Annotated in this window: 17 protein-coding genes; 11 read left to right on the plus strand and 6 right to left on the minus strand. The window is 65.1% G+C overall.

What is annotated here, in order from left to right; translation table 11 throughout:
- Window positions 1-54 precede the first annotated feature (54 nt).
- A complete protein-coding gene (gene coxB / locus ACFFJK_RS05350; protein WP_379678107.1) occupies window positions 55-1,242 on the minus strand; it encodes a cytochrome c oxidase subunit II in 1,188 nt (395 codons plus the stop codon).
- 425 nt (window positions 1,243-1,667) lie between these two features.
- A complete protein-coding gene (locus tag ACFFJK_RS05355; RefSeq protein ID WP_379678109.1) occupies window positions 1,668-2,588 on the minus strand; it encodes a methyltransferase domain-containing protein in 921 nt (306 codons plus the stop codon).
- A gap of 61 nt (window positions 2,589-2,649) precedes the next feature.
- Between ACFFJK_RS05355 and ACFFJK_RS05360 the strand changes: the two genes are divergently transcribed.
- The 8 genes from ACFFJK_RS05360 to ACFFJK_RS05395 all read left to right on the plus strand — a co-directional run bounded on the left by ACFFJK_RS05360 (window position 2,650) and on the right by ACFFJK_RS05395 (window position 10,164).
- The gene (locus tag ACFFJK_RS05360) at window positions 2,650-3,420 is read left to right on the plus strand and encodes a ComF family protein (protein WP_379678110.1); all 771 of its coding nucleotides are present in this window, start codon (window positions 2,650-2,652) and stop codon (window positions 3,418-3,420) included.
- A 29-nt stretch (window positions 3,421-3,449) separates the two neighbouring features.
- Window positions 3,450-3,920, plus strand: coding sequence for a tRNA (uridine(34)/cytosine(34)/5-carboxymethylaminomethyluridine(34)-2'-O)-methyltransferase TrmL (gene trmL, locus ACFFJK_RS05365; protein ID WP_379678111.1), 471 nt, complete (start codon window positions 3,450-3,452; stop codon window positions 3,918-3,920).
- An 88-nt stretch (window positions 3,921-4,008) separates the two neighbouring features.
- Complete coding sequence (locus tag ACFFJK_RS05370) at window positions 4,009-5,085, plus strand: sensor histidine kinase (RefSeq protein WP_379678112.1); 1,077 nt, start codon at window positions 4,009-4,011, stop codon at window positions 5,083-5,085.
- Window positions 5,073-5,780 (plus strand): LytR/AlgR family response regulator transcription factor, encoded by a 708-nt coding sequence (locus ACFFJK_RS05375; protein ID WP_379678113.1) that lies wholly within the window; start codon window positions 5,073-5,075, stop codon window positions 5,778-5,780. The genes ACFFJK_RS05370 and ACFFJK_RS05375 overlap by 13 nt, the downstream gene beginning before the upstream one ends.
- Before the next feature lie 139 nt (window positions 5,781-5,919).
- Window positions 5,920-7,122, plus strand: coding sequence for an acyltransferase family protein (locus tag ACFFJK_RS05380; protein WP_379678115.1), 1,203 nt, complete (start codon window positions 5,920-5,922; stop codon window positions 7,120-7,122).
- A gap of 238 nt (window positions 7,123-7,360) precedes the next feature.
- Window positions 7,361-7,909 carry a PEP-CTERM sorting domain-containing protein gene (locus ACFFJK_RS05385; RefSeq protein WP_379678116.1) on the plus strand — a complete coding sequence of 183 codons (549 nt, stop codon included), beginning with the start codon at window positions 7,361-7,363 and terminating at the stop codon, window positions 7,907-7,909.
- A gap of 235 nt (window positions 7,910-8,144) precedes the next feature.
- The gene (locus tag ACFFJK_RS05390; protein ID WP_379678117.1) at window positions 8,145-9,473 is read left to right on the plus strand and encodes a TrkH family potassium uptake protein; all 1,329 of its coding nucleotides are present in this window, start codon (window positions 8,145-8,147) and stop codon (window positions 9,471-9,473) included.
- Entirely contained in the window at window positions 9,463-10,164 is a 702-nt protein-coding gene (locus tag ACFFJK_RS05395; RefSeq protein WP_379678118.1) for a potassium channel family protein, read from the plus strand. The genes ACFFJK_RS05390 and ACFFJK_RS05395 overlap by 11 nt, the downstream gene beginning before the upstream one ends.
- 15 nt (window positions 10,165-10,179) lie before the next feature.
- Here the strand turns inward: ACFFJK_RS05395 and ACFFJK_RS05400 are convergent, their stop codons facing one another.
- Window positions 10,180-11,565, minus strand: a complete 1,386-nt coding sequence (locus ACFFJK_RS05400) for a DUF389 domain-containing protein (protein ID WP_379678119.1) — start codon at window positions 11,563-11,565, stop codon at window positions 10,180-10,182.
- A 320-nt stretch (window positions 11,566-11,885) separates the two neighbouring features.
- On the opposite strand from ACFFJK_RS05400, the gene ACFFJK_RS05405 reads away from it, so the two are divergent.
- A complete protein-coding gene (locus ACFFJK_RS05405) occupies window positions 11,886-12,983 on the plus strand; it encodes a mechanosensitive ion channel family protein (protein ID WP_379678120.1) in 1,098 nt (365 codons plus the stop codon).
- A gap of 70 nt (window positions 12,984-13,053) precedes the next feature.
- Here the strand turns inward: ACFFJK_RS05405 and ACFFJK_RS05410 are convergent, their stop codons facing one another.
- Window positions 13,054-13,527 carry an adenylyltransferase/cytidyltransferase family protein gene (locus tag ACFFJK_RS05410; protein ID WP_379678121.1) on the minus strand — a complete coding sequence of 158 codons (474 nt, stop codon included), beginning with the start codon at window positions 13,525-13,527 and terminating at the stop codon, window positions 13,054-13,056.
- 5 nt (window positions 13,528-13,532) lie between these two features.
- Window positions 13,533-14,717: a PilT/PilU family type 4a pilus ATPase gene (locus ACFFJK_RS05415; RefSeq protein ID WP_379678122.1), complete on the minus strand. Its 1,185-nt coding sequence runs from the start codon at window positions 14,715-14,717 to the stop codon at window positions 13,533-13,535.
- 189 nt (window positions 14,718-14,906) lie between these two features.
- Here ACFFJK_RS05415 and ACFFJK_RS05420 point away from each other — a divergent pair, with 189 nt between their 5' ends.
- The gene (locus tag ACFFJK_RS05420) at window positions 14,907-15,848 is read left to right on the plus strand and encodes a hydrogen peroxide-inducible genes activator (protein ID WP_379678123.1); all 942 of its coding nucleotides are present in this window, start codon (window positions 14,907-14,909) and stop codon (window positions 15,846-15,848) included.
- Between the two features lie 308 nt (window positions 15,849-16,156).
- A complete protein-coding gene (locus ACFFJK_RS05425) occupies window positions 16,157-17,146 on the plus strand; it encodes a PEP-CTERM sorting domain-containing protein (RefSeq protein WP_512700275.1) in 990 nt (329 codons plus the stop codon).
- 60 nt (window positions 17,147-17,206) lie between these two features.
- On the opposite strand, the gene ACFFJK_RS05430 is transcribed toward ACFFJK_RS05425, so the two are convergent.
- Window positions 17,207-17,662, minus strand: coding sequence for a YaiI/YqxD family protein (locus tag ACFFJK_RS05430; RefSeq protein ID WP_379678125.1), 456 nt, complete (start codon window positions 17,660-17,662; stop codon window positions 17,207-17,209).
- Between the last annotated feature and the right edge of the window lie 122 nt (window positions 17,663-17,784).

Below are 17,784 nucleotides of genomic sequence, written 5' to 3' on the forward strand. Positions count from 1 at the left end.
GAAGCTAACTGAGGCTAACTAAGGCTAAGCGAACTTACTTAGGCTAATTTGCGCTTATTTGCTACGTGCAGCCAACACCTCGGCCGGTTGTACGATGTTTTCCGCAGCCTTGTTCGACCAGGTATTGCGGGTATAGGTGATCACTGCGGCGATCTCGGTATCCGACAGCTGCTTCCAGCCCGGCATCATCGACGGGTAGCGCGGGGTGTCCTGGCCGTTGAGCAGGATGTCGATCTGCGGATGCTTCGGACCGTTGACGATCTCCGAGCCGTCCAGCGGCGCGAAGGCGTTCGGCACGCCCTTGCCGTTGGCCTGGTGGCAGGCCACGCAGTTGGCGGCATACACCTGCTCGCCGCGGGTCTTGAGTTCGTCGATGGTCCAGACCTTGTTCGGGTCGTCCGCCAGGGCGGCCATTTTCTTCTTCTCGCCCTCGACCCAGGCAGTGTAGTCCTCGGCGGAGACAACGCGCACGACGATCGGCATGAAGGCGTGGTCCTTGCCGCACAGCTCGACGCAGTTGCCGCGGTAGACGCCGATCTTGTCGGCCTTGAACCAGCCGTCGCGCACGAAGCCGGGAATGGCGTCCTGCTTGATGGCGAAGGCCGGGATGGTCCAGGCGTGAATGACATCATTCGCGGTGAACACCATGCGGATCTTCTTGCCGACCGGGACGACCATCTCGTTGTCCACTTCGAGCAGGTAGTTTTCGGTCTTCGGCTGGGTGGCGGGCTGGCCCGGCAGGCCGATTTGCTCGCGCGGGGTGGACAGGTTCGACAGGAAGGAAATGCCCTCGCCTTCGCCCTTCAGGTAGTCATAGCCCCACTTCCACTGCATGCCGGTGGCCTTGATGGTGATGTCGGCGTTCGAGGTGTCCTTCAGTGCGACCACGGTCTTGGTGGCCGGCAGGGCCATGCCGATGACGATCAGGAAGGGAACGACGGTCCAGGCGATCTCGACGGCGGTGGACTCGTGGAAGGTGGCGGGCTTGTGGCCGAGCGACTTGCGGTGCTTGAACACCGAATAGAACATGACACCGAAGACGCCGACGAAGATCGCCAGGCAGATCCACATCATGTAGTTGTGCAGATTGTAGATATCCACACCGACACCGGTCACGGGGGGCTGCATGTTGAGCTGGCGTTCCACCGGCCGGCCCGTGATTTCCGGAGCTGCCCATGCTGGGATGCCGGCCGTTGCTGCAAGGCCGAACAGCATGGCCCCAAGTCGCGTTGCGTATGTCATGTTGTCCCCAACCACCCAAAATAAATATTTTTAACGGTCGACAATTCCATGAACGAACTGCCGCCGCTCCGAAACGTGTTTCGCAGACATGGTAGCCATACCAATGCCGCGAAATTGCGCTGCGGAACAGGTGGGGCGACCTACACGCCCGGTGCCGGTAGCCTTGCTACCCGCTCCTGGCGGCTCTGCTGATGCTGCAATTCATTTCTAATTCGCGCCGGAAGTGCCGTTTTTTTCAGCGTTTTTCATATCCGGACGACAAAAATAGCCATTGATTATATCCAAAGCAGTAATTTTTATTCAAGGAAAATCGGGCGGTCGGAAAGCAACACGACAGAGGCGGTTTCGAGACGCACCCTCGCTGCCCGAGGGTGCAATGCAGCATGAATAAGCTCCCCCGCTCTCGCGCCCCGATGCCTATCAGCTCAGCCCGGCTTACGCGGCTGGAACCGGACGATCGCCTCGCCCGAGGCGGTCACGCGCGGCGCCGGCCGGAATGCATGGCCATAAATGACCTCGAAGCTCAAGCCCAGCTTGCCGTCCGGGCGGCGTCCTGCTTCGAGCGCGTCGAGCATCCGTTGCCATGCCGCGCGTCCGACCAGGCCGCGCCGGCGCGTTGCCAGCGGATTGCCGCCGATCGCACGCACGTCCGCCAGCAGGCTTGCCGCCGTATCGTAGGTGACCGTGATGCGCTCCATGTCCATGACCGGCGTCGAGAAACCGGCTTCCACCAGCTGGTCGCCGAAATCGTGCATGTCGACGAACGGCAGCGTATGCGGCGTTTCGTCCATCGCCGCGAAGGCCGTACGCAGTTCGGTGAAGGTGTCCGGGCCAAAGTTGGAGAACATCAGGAGACCATCCACGCGCAGCACGCGACGCCATTCGGCAAACACGCGGTCCGGCTGGGGATGCCAGTGCAGCGCGAGATTCGACCATAAAAGGTCCAGCGAGTTCTGGCCAAATGGCAGGTTCCCGAAGTCAGCGCAAAGAATGTCCACACCGGCCTTGGCCGGCAGCAGGCGGCTGAGCATCTGGTTCAGCGAACGCATGCCCGGCGCCGGCGCCCTGGCCGATGCCGCCATCGCGGGCGATGCGTCCACGCCGAGGATCTGGGCCGCCGGGTAGGCCTTTTGCAGCAGCGCCAGGTCGGCTCCGGTGCCGCAGCCGGCATCGAGCACCTGCTTCGGCGCGATCTTCACGAGTTGCAGGCGCTCGTGCATGCGCGCGGCGATCTCGCGGCGCAGGAAATCGGAAGGCGCGATGCGCCCGGGCTGCGCGAACAGCGCGCGCACGCGCGCCAGGTCGATCGGCGCGCTCATCTTGGAAGGGGGTTGTGGTGACGCCATGGTGTGCAGCTGACAAATGAGATAATGGCGGGAGTGTACATGGTTGCGTGGAGTTGAGCCGATGCCCCTGCTTCCCCGTCCGTGGCGCCGGCCCGGTCCGCTGTTTCCGCCGCTGTTGTCAGACTTGTTGCCCAGGTTGTTGCAGCCCTTGCTGCCGTCCAGCTGCGTGTTGTGCGGCGCCACCTGCGATGAAGCGGTATGCCCGCCCTGCTCGCTGGCCTACGCCACCGGCAAGCAGCCGCGCTGCCCTTGCTGCGCCAACCCGGTGGGGCCGCATGACACGGCGCGCCGCTGCGGCGCCTGCCTGGCCGACCCGCCGGCCTTCGACGCCACGGTGGCGGCCTGCGCTTATGCGGTCCCGCTCGACCGGCTGGTGCTGCAGCTGAAGTTCGGCGGCCGGCTCGCGCTGGCGCCCTGGATGGCGCGCCGGCTGGGCGATGCGGCGGCTGCCCACGCGGGCCTGGCCCTGCCGGATGTGCTGTGCCCGGTGCCGCTGGGACCACGGCGGCTGATCGAGCGCGGCTACAACCAGGCGCTGGAAATGGCGCGGCCGCTGGCACGCGCGCTCGGCATCCCGCTGGCGTCGCGGCTGGCGCAGCGGCTGGTCGACACGGCCGCGCAGTCGGGCGTGGCGCCGGCCGAACGGCGCCGCAACGTGCGCGGCGCCTTTGCGCTGGCGGACGGACAGGTTGCGCTGCACGGGCGGCACGTCGGCGTGGTCGACGACGTCATGACCAGCGGACATACACTCGATGAACTGGCCGGCGTGCTCAAGCAGGCCGGCGCGGCGCGCGTGACCAATTTCGTGTTCGCGCGCACGCCGCCCCACTGATATTCCAAAATATTCCAAAGGAGAGCAAGTTGTTCCACGTCGTCCTGGTCGAACCAGAAATCCCGCCGAATACCGGCAACGTCATCCGTCTGTGCGCCAACACGGGCGTGCAGCTGCACCTGATCGAGCCGCTCGGCTTTCCGCTGGACGACGCCAAGATGCGCCGCGCCGGACTGGATTACCACGATTACGCGACCATGAAGGTGCACAGGAACTGGGATGCGTTCCTGCTCGACGCCAAGCCCGACCCCGCGCGCATGTTCGCGCTGACGACGCACGGTTCTTCTCCCTTCGCCAATGCGCAGTTCCGCCCGGGCGACGTGTTCGTGTTCGGCGCCGAGTCGCGCGGCCTCGACCCGGCGCTGCGCGAAACCTTCCCGCCGGCCCAGCGCATCCGGCTGCCGATGATGCCGGACAACCGCAGCCTCAACCTGTCGAACACGGTCGCCGTGGTGGTCTACGAGGCCTGGCGCCAGAACGGCTACGCCGGCGGGGCCTGACCCGTTGGCGTGAGCTTTTGGCTTGACCCTTTGACAAGTCGCGGGCGATCGCCGATGATCCGGGCTCCTAGCTTCCTGCCGAGCCTTCATGCGACTTCACCGCGGCATCGTCCTCATCCTGTTCGCCTGGGTCCTGTTCTGGACCCTGATGGTGCTCGTGGCGGTCGAGGACTTCCGGCGCGACGGCGAACCCGGGGCCTGGTGGCAGCCGGTGCTGTGGGAAACCTCGTCGATGCTGGTCATCACCGCGCTGGCGCTGGTGCACCGCCGCTACAGCAAGCGCCATGACGCCCTGATCGCCCGTCCCTGGCGCTGGTTCGCCCTGCAGGCATGCTGGCTGCCGCTGTACTGGGCCGCCTTCACGCCGCTGGTGTTCGGCCTGCGCCACCTGGTCTATGCCTGGGCTGGCGCCACCTACGAGCACGAGCCGTGGTCGCAAGTCATCGTCTACGAATCGCTCAAGATCACGGTCTTCATCGGCCTGTTCACCGTGATCGCCTTCGGCCTGCTGTCCTGGCGCGCGCTGCTCGAGGCCCAGGTGCGCGCCGAACGCGCCCATGCCGGCTTGCGCGAGGCCCAGCTCGCGCGCCTGACCCAGCAGATGCAGCCGCACTTCCTGTTCAACGCGCTCAACACCGTCTCGTCGCTGATGCACACCGACCTGCCCCGCGCCGACGCCACCGTGGTACAGCTGGCGGACGTGCTGCGCGCCACCCTCACGCTCGGCGACAAGCCCCTGGCGTCGCTCGCCGACGAACTGCGCATCGCGCGCGGCTACGCGGCCGTGATGGCCGCGCGCTTCGACGACCGGGTGACGATCGCCTGGGACATCGACGAGGCAGCCTTGGACCTCATGCTGCCGGCGATGAGCCTGCAGCCGCTGCTGGAAAACGTGTTCAAGCACACGGTCGAGCGTCGGCGCGGGCCGGTGCGCATCACGGTCGGCGCGCGGCGCCTGCCCCGGTCGCTGCTGCTGTGGGTCGAAGACGACGCCGGCACGCTCGAACAGGGCGCGCCGGGCGCACCAGGCGCACCAAGTGGAATTGGCGTGTCCAACCTGCGCACCCGCCTGGCCAGCCTGTACGGCGACGCAGCGCAGCTGTCCCTGACGGCCCGCGACCCGGCGGGCGTGCGTGCGGAAATGCGGATCCCATGCGCCTCCTGATCGTCGACGACGAGCGCCCGGCGCGCGAACGCTTGCGCCGCATGCTGGCGCTGGAGGCGGGCGTCGAAGCCGTCGCCGAGGCGGCCGACGGCCACGCCGCGCTGGCAATGCTGCCCGGCTTTCGTCCCGATGCCCTGCTGCTGGACATCCAGATGCCCGAGCTGTTCGGCATCGACCTGGCGGCCTCGCTGCCGCAACCGGGACCGCTGGTGGTCTTCGTCACCGCCTACGACGACTACGCCCTGCGCGCCTTCGACGCCAATGCGATCGACTACCTGCTCAAGCCCTTCGACCAGGAGCGCCTGCACCGCGCGCTCGATCGCCTGCGGCAGCGCTGCGCGAGCGCGGCGCCATCGTCACCCGCGAGCGGCCTGCCGGTGCGCCAGCTGCTGGTGACCGAACGGGGCGCCACGCGCGTGGTGCGGGTGGCCGACATCGAATGGCTCGAGACGGCCGACAACTACGTAGCGCTGCACACGCGGCAGGATGCGCCCCTGCTGCGCCATACGCTGGCGGGCCTGCTTGCGCAGCTCGGCCCGGAATTCGTGCGCTGCCACCGGCGCGCTGCAGTCCGGGTGACGGCGATCGAGCGCATCCTTCCCCTCGACAAGGGCGACTGCGAACTGGTCCTGCGCAGCGGCGCACGCTTGCCCTGCAGCCGCCAGTACCGCGGCAACCTGCGCCTGGCGCTGTAGTCGCGGCCCCGGTTATCTCTCCGGTTATCCCTCCGGTTTCCGGTTCGCCCCATCGCCAGCCCGTTTCGCCCCATTCCGCTTGGCCCGCGCGGCAGGCGCGCTTACGCTCGACAGCACCTGTTACTGACGCGAGCCTGCCATGAACGAACGCCTAGAACTGCCTGCCACCCGCATGTTTTTCCTCGACTGGGTGCGCATCCTCGCCTTTTTCCTGCTGATCCTGTACCACGTCGGCATGGTCTACGTTACCTGGGACTGGCATACGAAAAGCCCGGCGGCGAGCGATGCCGTCGAGCCGTTCATGATGCTGTCTTCGCCGTGGCGGCTGAGCTTGCTGTTCTTCGTCTCGGGCGTGGCGCTGAGCTTCCTGCTGGCGCGGATGGCGCCCGGCCGGCTGGCGCGCCGCCGCAGCGCGCGCCTCCTGGTCCCGCTCGTCTTCGGCATGCTGGTGATCGTGCCGGCCCAGCCGTATGTCGAAGTCGTGGAAAAGCTCGGCTACGCCGGCGGTCCGCTCGAGTTCATGCGGCTGTACCTGAGCGCCTACGATGGGTTCTGCCGCGAGGACTGCCTGATCCTGCCGACCTGGAACCACCTGTGGTTCGTCGCTTACCTGTGGGTGTATACGGTGGCCGCCTGCGCCCTGGCGGCCCTGCTCGGCCCGCGCATCGATGCCGTCACGCGCATCGCCGGCCGCCTGCTGGCCGGCTGGGGCGTGATCTGGGTGCCGGTCGCGGTGCTGGGGCTGGCCCGGCTGACGCTCGCCCCGCATTTCGAACAAACGCATGCGCTGGTCGACGATTGGTACAGCCACGCCGCCTACTTCACCGTTTTCCTGCTGGGCGCCGTCGTTGCACGGCTGCCGGCGTTCTGGGAACGCGTGGAAGCGCTGCGCTGGTACGCGCTGGCCCTGGCGCTGGGCAGCTGGGCGATCCTGATCCCCTGGTTCGCCGCCTACGGGCTGTTGCCGGTCGAGCTGGCGGAGCGGATCCGGCTGGTGGCGCGCGTGCTCTGGGTCGTGTGCGGCTGGTGCGCCATCGTGGCGGTGTGCGGCTTCGGGCGGCGCCACCTGCAGTTCGACAATCCGGCACGGCGCTACCTGAACGAAGCGGTCTTTCCAGTCTATATCGCGCACCAGACCCTGATCGTGGTGCTGGCCCATGCTTTCCAGCCGCTCAAGCTGGCGCCCGGACTCGAAGCGCTGCTGCTGGTGATCCTGACCGTGGTGCTGAGCTTCGGGATATTCGAGGCGGTGCGCCGCATGCCCCTGCTGCGTCCGGTCTTCGGCCTGGCGCCGGTGCACCCCCGCGCAATGGCGCAGTGCGCCGTGCCGAGTGCCGCCTGAGCTGCGATGCGGCGGCGCCGCATGCAAAATAATTACTCCCAGCAATGTTACTTGCATGTTGCATTTCAAAGACACAATATAGAAATATTTGAAAGTAAATTGCACAGTTACCAGGCAGAGGAGTAGGCTGAACACATAGCGTTAATTGATCGGCGCCTTCCGGGCGCCTCGGAAAACCGTCGCGAGCGGCAGCAGCAGGTTTTCCGAGATGCCCTTCTGTACTTGTTCGAGGTAACACATGAAAAAGCTTCTCTCCACCGGCGCCCTGGTGCTCGCTTGCGCCACTGCCCATGCCAACCCGATCTCCTGGGGTTTTTCCTTCACCGGTTTCTACGACAGCGTCTCCGACAGCTTCCTGCCGCAGGAAACGATCGCCGGTTCGTTCAAGGGCAATGACCTGAACGGCAACGGCATATTGGAAAAGGACGAGCTGATGACGCTGGTCGTCGGCGAGCTCGACTACATCGCCTGCGCCGGCCCCAGCAACCCGTATTACCAGTGCGGCGCCACCAGCTTCACCTTCTCGCCCGATGCCGGCCTGCACTTTGCCGTCGGCAGCTACAGCAGCGATCCCGAAGGCTGGGTCGGCGGCGGCCGCCTGATCACGACCGGCGACCAGCACTATGCCTATGACTTCAACCCGGGCATGACCAGCGAGCGCCACCTGTACTGGACCAGCGACACGACCTTGACGATGATGTCGCAGGCGCCCGAGCCCGGCACCTGGGCGATGATGGCGGTCGGCCTGCTCGGCCTGACCTGGCGTGCGCGCCGCGCCAGGCGATAACGGACGGACGCACGGCGGCGGCACGCGCTGCCGCCCTTGCCCCATCCGGCTTGTCCGGCACGGCTTGGCGCCGTCCGGGCCGTGATTGCGGATTTTGCCGCCTCGCCGCCCCGCCATGTGGTAGGGTTCGGGTCACTCAAGGCAATGGGTGTGCCGGCAGCCGCCGGCCAGGCCCCGATACCATGGACTTCCGAACGTTTACCGCAACATCGTGTGCCGCCGGCCGGGTGCGCGCATGAAGACACTCATCCATCCCGCACGGGCGGTCGCCCTGGCCTTCCTGCTGGCGATCCTGGCCGGCTCGCTGCTGCTCATGCTGCCGGCGGCGCGCAGCGCAGGGCTGCCGGCGCCGCTCATCGTCGCCCTCTTCACCTCGGTGTCGGCCGTGTGCGTGACCGGCATGGCCATCGTGGACACCGGCACCTACTGGTCCGGCTTCGGGCAGACCGTCATCATGCTGCTGTTCCAGCTCGGCGGCTTCGGCCTGATGACCGCGGCAACGCTGCTCGGGCTAATGGTCAACCGCTCTCCCAGGCTGCGCACACGCATGATGACCCAGACCGAAACGCGCCTGCTCGGGCTCGGGGATATCTCGAGCGTGGCCAAGATCGTGTTCAAGGTGGCCGTGGTATGCCAGTTGCTGCTGTTCGTGGTGCTCACGCTCAGGCTGCACCTCGGCCATGGCTATGCCTGGGGCGATGCCGCCTGGAGCGGACTGTTCCATGCCGCGTCGGCCTTCAACAATGCCGGTTTTTCGACCTATGCGGACGGGCTGATGCGCTATGCCAGCGATGCCGTGGTCCTGGTGCCGATCATGGTCGCCATCGTCATCGGCGGCATCGGTTTTCCCGTGCTGCACGACCTGCGCCACCGCTACCGCGATCCCCGTCACTGGTCGCTGCACACCAAGCTGACGCTGACCGGGTCGATCATCCTGCTGCTTGGCGGTTTTCTCGCCATATTGCTGCTGGAATGGAGCAACCTGCGTACACTGGGTCCGCTATCCACCGCGGACAAGTTCCTGAACAGCATGTTCATGTCCGTGGCTGCCCGCACCGCCGGCTTCAATACGGTGGACATCGGCGCATTGACGCCCGAAACCTGGGCCGTGCATTATTTTCTGATGTTTATCGGGGGCGGCAGCGGCGGGACCGCGGGCGGCGTCAAGGTCGGCACCATCGCCATCCTCGCCCTGCTCGTCATCGCCGAAGCAAAAGGGCATACCGATACCGAAGCCTTCGGGCGCCGGGTCGGCGCCTCGGCCCAGCGCCAGGCCATCACGGTGCTGGTGCTCGGCAGCATCATCGTCGCGTTTGGCACGGTGATCCTGCTGCGCATGACGGGCTTGCCGACCGACCAGGTCATCTTCGAGGTGATCGCCGCGTTCGGCAGCACGGGCCTGTCGACCGGCATCACCGCCGGCCTGCCCCCCGAGGGCCAATTACTGCTGGCCCTGCTGATGTTCTTCGGCCGGGTCGGCACCATCACACTCGCGACCTCGCTCGTGCTGGGCGAGCGGCGCATGCCTTACCGTTATCCGGAGGAACATCCAATTGTTGGGTAGGATTTTTACAGAACAGTTCGCCTTTTCGGCGAGCGACAGCGTTGTCGTCATCGGACTCGGACGCTTCGGCGGCGCCGTCGCGCAGTCGCTGATGCGCCTGGGGCACGACGTCATGGGGATCGACCAGAAGGAAGACCTGGTCCAGTTCTGGGGCGACCGGCTGACCCATGCAGTGCAGGCCGACTCCACCAACGAGAACATCATGCTCCAGCTGGGCGTGGCCGACTTCTCGCACGCCATCGTCGCCATCGGCTCCAACCTCTCCGCCAGCCTGATGACGCTGATGGTGCTGACCGAACTCGGCATCAAGGATATCTGGATCAAGGCGCAGACGCCGGAGCACGGCCAGCTCGCCCAGCGCATCGGCGCCCATCACGTGATCTTCCCGGAGGCCGACATGGGCGCGCGCGTGGCGCACCTGATCACCGGCCGCCTGATGGACTTCATCGAGTTCGAGGACGGTTTCGCGATCGCGAAGATCCATGCGCCGCCCGGGACCCACAACCAGGCCCTGGCGGAATCGCACGTGCGCTCGCGCTACGGCGTCACCGTCGTCGGCGTCAAGCGCGCCAACGAGGATTTCCAGCATGCGCTGCCCGAAACCCGCATCCTGCCGGCCGACATCCTGATCGTGTCCGGCCCGACCAAGAAGATCGAACTGTTCGCGGCTGGCGAAAAGAAGAAGCGCTGAGGCTCTGAACTGCTCTCAGCGCCGGCGCGCCGGCGGAATCAGCATCAGTTGCGCGCCCGCCGTCTTGGTGCGCGCCACCAGCCAGGCCTGGGCGCGCTGTACCTCGGCCGGCGCCAGCGTGCGCGTGCAACGGGCGGTCAGGGTCGGCACCTCGCTTGCGGCCTGGTCGTCGCGGGCCGGCAGCAGGGCCAGGCCCATCAGCACATCCTTACAGTCGGGATACTGGGCGACGAATTCGGCGCCGGTGTCGGCCGCGATCCCGCGCCAGGCGTCGCGCTGCGCGTCGCGCCTGGCCAGCTCCTCGCGCAGCTGGGCGATGGTGGCGTCGCGCTCGCGCAAGCCCTCCTGGGTGTCGCGGTAGATCTCGGCCAGGATGTCGGCCTTCAGCACGCCGACATCGACGCGGCTGTCCTCGGCCTGGTTCACCACCAGGGTCGCCCCTTCCAGGCCGGCCTGGGGCAGCTTCTTCTCGATCGCGGCGATCGCCGCCGCCGGCATGCGGGCGCCGATCAGGGTCAGTTCGATCCGGCGCTGCAGGGGACTGAGACTGGTGTCGACGACGTGGGAAGCGCCGCCGCTGAATTCCTGGCGCACGAACTGGCGCGCGCGGTTGCCGAACACCTCGTTGTCCACCAGCTGGATCGCCAGGTAGATGCTGGGCAGGCCGGTCAGCATCACCACCATCAGCAAGGTGCGCTTGACGCGGCGCTCGACGCGCTGGTCGACGAACTTGCGGTGCGGCAGGCGCAGGTATTCGATGACGATCACGGTCGCCACCGCAATGAAGACGCAGTTGATCGAAAACAGGTAGAAGGCGCCGCCGAATACCGCCCAGTTGGCGTTGGCCAGGCCGTAGCCCGCGGTGCACAGCGGCGGCATCAGCGCGGTGGCGATCGCCACGCCCGGAATCACATTCGACTTCTCGCGCCGCGTCATCCCGATGATGCCGGCCAGGCCGCCGGTCAGGGCAATCAAGACGTCCCACAGGGTCGGCGTGGTGCGCGCCAGCAGTTCCGACTGCGCCTCGTCGAGGGGCGTGAGGAGGAAGTACAGGGTCGAGGTCGCCAGGCTGATGCCGGCGGCGATGCCGAGGTTGGCGAGCGAGCGCCGGATCAGCGTGAAATCATAGATGCCGATGCCATAGCCGATCCCGACGATCGGCCCCATCAGCGGAGAAATCAGCATCGCCCCAATGATGACTGCCGGCGAATTGATGTTCAAGCCGATCGAGGCCACCAGGATCGCGAACATCAGGATCCAGGGGGTGGCGCCGCGCAGCTCGACGCCGGAGCGCAGGCTGCTGTCGATCACGTCGTCGTCGGCCTTGTCGAGCAGCAGGCTGAAACGGTTGGTAATACGCCCCTCGGTCTGGGGCGCGAACATCTTGTCGCTTTCACTCATTATCGATCTTAACTAGCCGGCGCGCACGCCTGAAGGGCGGACATGATAGCAGCCGGGGCCGCTTACCTGCCCTGATATCTTGTGTGCAAGCACTTACATTTGTATGAATGTATTTTTCCTGCTACACTCCGGCCTGGACACGAATTTCTCCTTGTCCTGCGTACCGTCCCGTACGGTACGCCCCTTCTTCTGTCATCGCCGCCTGGCGAACCGTGCTCTCTGCTGATCGCGACAGCAGCTCTTTCCTGGCCATGCTTGTGCGCCATGCTCCACCCAGCTTGTGGCAATCTGAACAACAGTCGCGAACGGAAAGGAATTTCATGCATTCCGTTTTATGGGGTAACGACCTGCTGACCTGGTCGATCGCTGCCAGCATCGCCATCGCCACCTGCGTGCTGCTCTACGGGGTCAAGGTGCTGGTGGTACGCCGGTTGGAAAAATTTGCGGCCCACACCGCCACCTGGCTGGACGACCTGACCATCCGGGTGCTCTCGGCCACCCATCCCCTGTTCATCCTGTTGATGGGCCTTTATGCGGGCTCCCACTGGCTGACGCTGCCGGCGAAGAACACGACCCTGATGTCGCACCTGGCGATCGCCACGCTGCTATTGCAGGTTGCACGCTGGGGTGACGTGGCCGTCCATGGCTGGCTGCATTTCTACCGCACCCGGCGCGCCGGACAGGATGCGGCAGCCGCCACCTCCACTGCCGCGCTGGGCTTCGTGGCACGCACCGTGATCTGGGCGGTCATCATCCTGATGATCCTGGATAACTTCGGCGTCAACATCACCACGCTGGTGGCCAGCCTCGGCATCGGCGGCGTCGCCGTCGCGCTGGCGATGCAGAACATCCTGGGCGACCTGTTTTCCTCGCTGTCGATCGTGCTCGACAAGCCTTTCGTGGTCGGCGACTTCATTACCGTCGACGACCTGGCAGGCAACGTGGAATACGTCGGCCTGAAGACGACCCGCATCCGCGGCCTGGGCGGCGAACAGATCGTGTTCTCGAACAGCGACCTGCTCCAGAGCCGGATCCGCAACTACAAGCGCATGCAGACGCGCCGCATCGTGTTCGGCATCGGCGTCACCTACGAAACCAGCAAACAGCAGCTGCGCGCCATCCCGGGCATCCTGCGCGAGGTCGTGGAGGCGCAGCCGCAGGTGAAGTTCGACCGTGCGCACTTCAAGTCCTACGGCGCCTCCTCGCTCGACTTCGAGGTCGTCTACATCGTGCAATCGCCGGACTACAGTGTCTACATGGACGTGCAGCAGGCAATGAATTTCGCCCTGTTCGACCGTTTCGAAGAAGAAGGCATCGAGTTTGCCTACCCGACCCAGACCCTGCACCTGGCCAATCCGGAAATCCGGCTGGTACGCGAACGGCCCGAACCCGAACTGAAGCTTGCTTCGCGTCCTTGACCGAGCGTCGCGGTTCCGCTGCTGTCCACATGGGCAGCGGGACGCGATCGGCGGAGCCGGGTAGCGCTGCTCAGCCGCGGATCTTCGCCACCAGCTTGGTCGTCGAGCGATCGTGCTCGAAATCGATGGCCACGGCCCGGCCGCCATAGGCCAGCACCGCCTGCCCTTCCGGGATGGCGGCCATGTCGTAGTCGCCGCCCTTGGCGTAGATTTCCGGTTTCGCTTCCAGCACCACCGCGAGCGCGGTGTCTTCATCGAAGTCCACCACCAGGCTGACCGATTCCAGCGCCGCCAGCACCGCCATGCGGTCGGCCAGGGTGTTGTGCGGGCGGTCGTCGCCCTTGCCCAGGCGCTTGACCGAGGCATCGGTGTTGGCGGCGACCACCAGCGAGCCCCCCAGTTCGCGCGCCTGCGCCAGGTAGGTCACGTGCCCGCGGTGCAGGATGTCGAACACGCCGTTGGTCAGCACCACCGGCTTCGGCAGTGCGGCGATACGCTGCGCCAGCTCGGCGCGCGTGCAGATCTTGTTTTCGAATGCTGGCATAAGTCTCAGTTGGTGGGTGCGTCGTCTTGCGGTTCTTCCTCGATCGCCATCGACAGCTCGGTGGACCTGGCGCCGGCACCAATCGGACCCTTGCGCTCGCCCGACAGCTTGATCTGCAGGCGCAGGCCGTTGGCCGAGTCGGCATTGCGGATTGCCTCGTCGTAGCCGATATAACCCTTGTTATAGAGTTCGTACAAGGCCTGGTCGAAGGTGCACATGCCCAGTTCGCGCGACTTGTGCATGATCTCCTTGATGTTCTGGAAGTTCCCCTTCAGGATCATCTCGCCGATGGTCGGCGTGTTCAGCAGGATCTCGATGGCGGCCTTGCGGCCCTTGCCGTCTTCAAGGCGGATCAGGCGCTGCGAGACCACCGCGCGCAAATTGGACGACAGGTCCATCAGGAGCTGGTTGCGGCGCTCTTCCGGGAAGAAGTTGATGATGCGATCCAGGGTCTGGTTGGCGTTGTTCGCGTGCAGGGTACCCAGGCACAGGTGGCCGGTCTCGGCAAAGGCGATCGCGTGTTCCATGGTCTCGGTATCGCGAATCTCGCCGATCAGGATCACGTCCGGCGCCTGGCGCAGCGTGTTTTTCAGGGCGTTGTGCCAGGAATGCGTGTCCACGCCCACTTCGCGGTGCGTGACCAGGCAGTTCTTGTTCTTGTGGACGTACTCGACCGGGTCTTCGACCGTGATGATGTGGCCGGCCGAGTTGCTGTTGCGGTAGTCGATCATCGCCGCCAGCGTGGTCGACTTGCCGGAACCGGTGCCGCCCACCACCAGCACCAGGCCGCGCTTGGTCATGACGACATCCTTGAGCACTTCGGGCAGGTCGAGCTTCTCGAAATTCGGGATCTCGGAAGCGATGGTGCGCACCACCATGCCCACGCTCTGCTGCTGCACGAAGACATTCACGCGGAAGCGGCACACGCCGGGCAGCGAGATCGCGAAATTGCACTCCATCTCGGCTTCGAATTCAAGGCGCTGGCGCTCGTTCATGAGCGACAGGGCAAGCGCGCGCGTGACCTCGCCGGACAGGCGCTGCTGGCTCAAGGGCTTCATGGCGCCCTGGTGTTTCATGCTGGGCGGGAAATCGCTGGAGATGAACAGGTCGGAGCCGCCCTGGTGGTGCATCACCGTGAGCAGCTTGTGGATGTAGGCCTGGGCTTCCGCCGGGCCGAACGTCGATGACATGGGAACCTCTCGAGAGCGCAGGAGAAAAATCCTGCATGGCAATTATATCGAGGAAGTGTCGATGAAGAAGCGCCTGCCGGGATGCACCGCCGCTGATTTCGATAGAATATGAAATCCTGGCTGACTAAAAGCCAACATTGTGTCAGGATGAGCGTCAATGCAGCCGTGACATCCTGGGCAAGAGAACCTATGACACTGACCGAGCTGAAATACATCGTCGCCGTCGCGCGCGCCAAACACTTCGGCCATGCCGCCGAAGCCTGCTTCGTGGCCCAGCCCACCCTCTCCGTCGCCATCAAGAAGCTCGAGGACGAACTCGGGGTGACGCTGTTCGAACGCGGCGGCTCCGAGGTTTCCGTCACGCCGCTGGGCGCGCAGATCGTGGCCCAGGCCGAGCGCGTGCTGGAACAGACCGCCGCCATTAAGGAACTGGCAAAGCAGAACAAGGACCCGCTGGCCGGCCCCCTCCGGCTTGGCGTGATCTATACGATCGGCCCCTACCTGCTTCCGCCATTGGTGAAACGCCTGATCGACACCGTGCCGCAGATGCCGCTGGTACTGCAGGAAAACTACACCCACAAGCTGCTCGAACTGCTGCGCCAGGGTGAGCTCGACGCCGCCATCGTGGCGCTGCCGCTGCCGGATCACGGCATGTCGATGCAGACGCTGTACGACGAACCGTTTGTCGTCGCCATGCCCCGCTCGCATCCCTGGGCAGGCCGCAAGGAAATTCCGGCGGACGACCTGAAGCTGGAGACCATGCTGCTGCTGGGCGCGGGCCACTGCTTCCGCGACCAGGTGCTGGAAGTGTGCCCGGAAATGGCGCGCTACTCTTCTCCCGGCAACGGCATGCAGCGCACCTTCGAAGGCTCGTCGCTCGAGACGATCCGCCACATGGTGGCCAGCGGCATCGGCCTGACCGTGCTGCCGCGCGCCTCGGTGGCCGACATGAACGACCCGAACGGCCTGCTGACCTACGTCCCGTTCGCGCATCCGGCGCCGTCGCGCCGCGTGGTCATCCTCTGGCGCAAGAGCTTCACGCGGCGCGCCGCGATCGATGCGGTGGCGCAGGCGGTCGGCGAGTGCAAGCTGCCCGGCGTGGACATGGCGGCGCTCGAAGCGGCCGCTTGAGGATCGCGGCAGGCTGTCAACGCCTGCCTGCTCGGCGCCTCCGGCACCGCATCCCGACGGCCCTTCACGATACCGGCCCTGCCTCATGCGTTATTTCTTACCGCAAATAACTGCAATCTGCTCTCAAATGCTTCCAAAATGCAATACAATTACTTATAATTAATAAGTAACTGTCGGTATACCTTACATCTGGGTCCCGCCCAATACCCCTGCCCGCCTTAAGTCCTTGAATATATGAGGTATTAGCGTGAAGGCACGCTTATTGCATATCGTATTTACGATTTTTAACCAAACTACAGGGGTAATCCATGAAACTGTTTAAAACACAGGTCTTTGCTGGCCTGTTGTTCCTGGCAGGGGCTGCTCAGGCAACGCAGTTGACCTTGCCCGCAGCAAATGAAATGTCCGTTGGCACCTACAACGGCTTCAACATCTATTCGCTCGACCTGCTCAAGCAATGCGCGCAAGCGGGCGATGCACGTTGCCTGCCGAGTTCCGGCCTGCCGGTGCAGTCTTCACCGGGCCAGATTGCCGACCAGGCCGTCATCCTCGGTGGGTCGAACGGCATGACGAACTTCCGCAACAGCCCGTTCCCGAACGGCGCCGCGGTCGATGAGGTGTTCCTCACCCCGCGCGGCAACCAGGGCGCATCCTATACGATGAGCGACCCGGGCGGCCAGTTCGCGGGCGACCGCGCCAACACCTGGGAGATATCGCTCGATCTGCTGCGCAACTACCTCAATGGCAATGATCTGGTCTTCCTGTTCGACAATAACCAACAGGGTTCCGGCGCCAACCAGTGGATCAATGTCTGGGGCCAGGCACGCATCATCGACGGGTCCGGCAACACGGTCAACGGCCTGTGCTTTGAACTGAGCACCGGCAGCGGCTGCAGTGCGCCTGTCCCGAGCGCCTATGTTCCTGTCGTGGGCAATTTCTGCGTCGACAAGACGACGGGCGCTTCCTACAACGTGGGCACGGCCCGGAACGCCACATCTTGCGGCACCAACGGCTACTTCGTGGAAAACAACCTCGGGACCAACAATGCCGAGTTCGCAGCCTACAACCAGACCCTGAGCAACGCCGTCCAGAACCTCATTGCAGGCAACTACTTCCTGTCGGTGGACGTGCGCTATACCGGCAACAATGCCGGCGCCGAGCAGCTGTGGATCTGCAGCGATTGCACCGTCGCCGGCACGCCGCCGGGCCAGGTGCCGGAGCCGGCCACGCTGCCGCTCATGCTGCTGGGCTTCATGGCAGCCGGGGCGATGGCCCGCAAGTCGCGCAAGCAGCACTGAAGCGCGCTTTGCAGACATGGAAAGGAGCCGCAAGGCTCCTTTTTTCATGCTGCGCAGCGCTCAGCGTCCGGTGCGCTGGCGCGCCAGTTGCCGGTCGAGCGCATTGGCGAAGTTCCGGCTGTCGGCCTGGCTGAAAGCCGCCGGCCCGCCGGTATCGACGCCGCTGCCGCGCAGCTCTTCCATGAAGGCGCGCATGCTCAGCTGCTGGGCGATGGTGTCCTTCGTGTACCACTCGCCGCGCGGGTTGAGCGGCAGCCCGCCCTTGTCCAGCACCAACGCCGCCAGCGGGATGTCGCCGGTGACGACGATGTCGCCGCTGTGTACGCGTGCGACGATCTCGGCATCGGCCGCGTCGGCGCCCGCCGGCACCTGCAGGGCGCGGATGAAGCGCGAGCCGGGCACCCGGACCAACTGGTTGGCCACCAACGTGACGTTCAGTTGCAGGCGCTCCGCCACGCGGAACAGGATGTCCTTGATCACCGCAGGACAGGCGTCGGCATCGACCCAGATGTGCATGATTCAGTCTTCAGTCAGGTAAGCGTCCATTGTAGCCGGATCCGCCGACGGTCCACGGCGGCGCCCGGCAATGCGGTATGCTGTCCGGCTCATCACATTCACGGACCGATATGATCCTGAGA

Source organism: Massilia consociata, assembly GCF_042432755.1.
GTDB lineage: Bacteria > Pseudomonadota > Gammaproteobacteria > Burkholderiales > Burkholderiaceae_D > Telluria > Telluria consociata.

What these genes read in the sequence shown, in the direction of transcription:
- coxB (WP_379678107.1), bottom strand. Translation starts at nt 1,242, where the DNA reads ATGACATACGCAACGCGACTTGGGGCCATGCTGTTCGGCCTTGCAGCA.
- ACFFJK_RS05355 (WP_379678109.1), bottom strand. Translation starts at nt 2,588, where the DNA reads ATGGCGTCACCACAACCCCCTTCCAAGATGAGCGCGCCGATCGACCTG.
- ACFFJK_RS05360 (WP_379678110.1), top strand. Translation starts at nt 2,650, where the DNA reads ATGCCCCTGCTTCCCCGTCCGTGGCGCCGGCCCGGTCCGCTGTTTCCG.
- ACFFJK_RS05370 (WP_379678112.1), top strand. Translation starts at nt 4,009, where the DNA reads ATGCGACTTCACCGCGGCATCGTCCTCATCCTGTTCGCCTGGGTCCTG.
- ACFFJK_RS05375 (WP_379678113.1), top strand. Translation starts at nt 5,073, where the DNA reads ATGCGCCTCCTGATCGTCGACGACGAGCGCCCGGCGCGCGAACGCTTG.
- ACFFJK_RS05380 (WP_379678115.1), top strand. Translation starts at nt 5,920, where the DNA reads ATGAACGAACGCCTAGAACTGCCTGCCACCCGCATGTTTTTCCTCGAC.
- ACFFJK_RS05385 (WP_379678116.1), top strand. Translation starts at nt 7,361, where the DNA reads ATGAAAAAGCTTCTCTCCACCGGCGCCCTGGTGCTCGCTTGCGCCACT.
- ACFFJK_RS05390 (WP_379678117.1), top strand. Translation starts at nt 8,145, where the DNA reads ATGAAGACACTCATCCATCCCGCACGGGCGGTCGCCCTGGCCTTCCTG.
- ACFFJK_RS05400 (WP_379678119.1), bottom strand. Translation starts at nt 11,565, where the DNA reads ATGAGTGAAAGCGACAAGATGTTCGCGCCCCAGACCGAGGGGCGTATT.
- ACFFJK_RS05405 (WP_379678120.1), top strand. Translation starts at nt 11,886, where the DNA reads ATGCATTCCGTTTTATGGGGTAACGACCTGCTGACCTGGTCGATCGCT.
- ACFFJK_RS05410 (WP_379678121.1), bottom strand. Translation starts at nt 13,527, where the DNA reads ATGCCAGCATTCGAAAACAAGATCTGCACGCGCGCCGAGCTGGCGCAG.
- ACFFJK_RS05415 (WP_379678122.1), bottom strand. Translation starts at nt 14,717, where the DNA reads ATGTCATCGACGTTCGGCCCGGCGGAAGCCCAGGCCTACATCCACAAG.
- ACFFJK_RS05420 (WP_379678123.1), top strand. Translation starts at nt 14,907, where the DNA reads ATGACACTGACCGAGCTGAAATACATCGTCGCCGTCGCGCGCGCCAAA.
- ACFFJK_RS05425 (WP_512700275.1), top strand. Translation starts at nt 16,157, where the DNA reads ATGAAACTGTTTAAAACACAGGTCTTTGCTGGCCTGTTGTTCCTGGCA.
- ACFFJK_RS05430 (WP_379678125.1), bottom strand. Translation starts at nt 17,662, where the DNA reads ATGCACATCTGGGTCGATGCCGACGCCTGTCCTGCGGTGATCAAGGAC.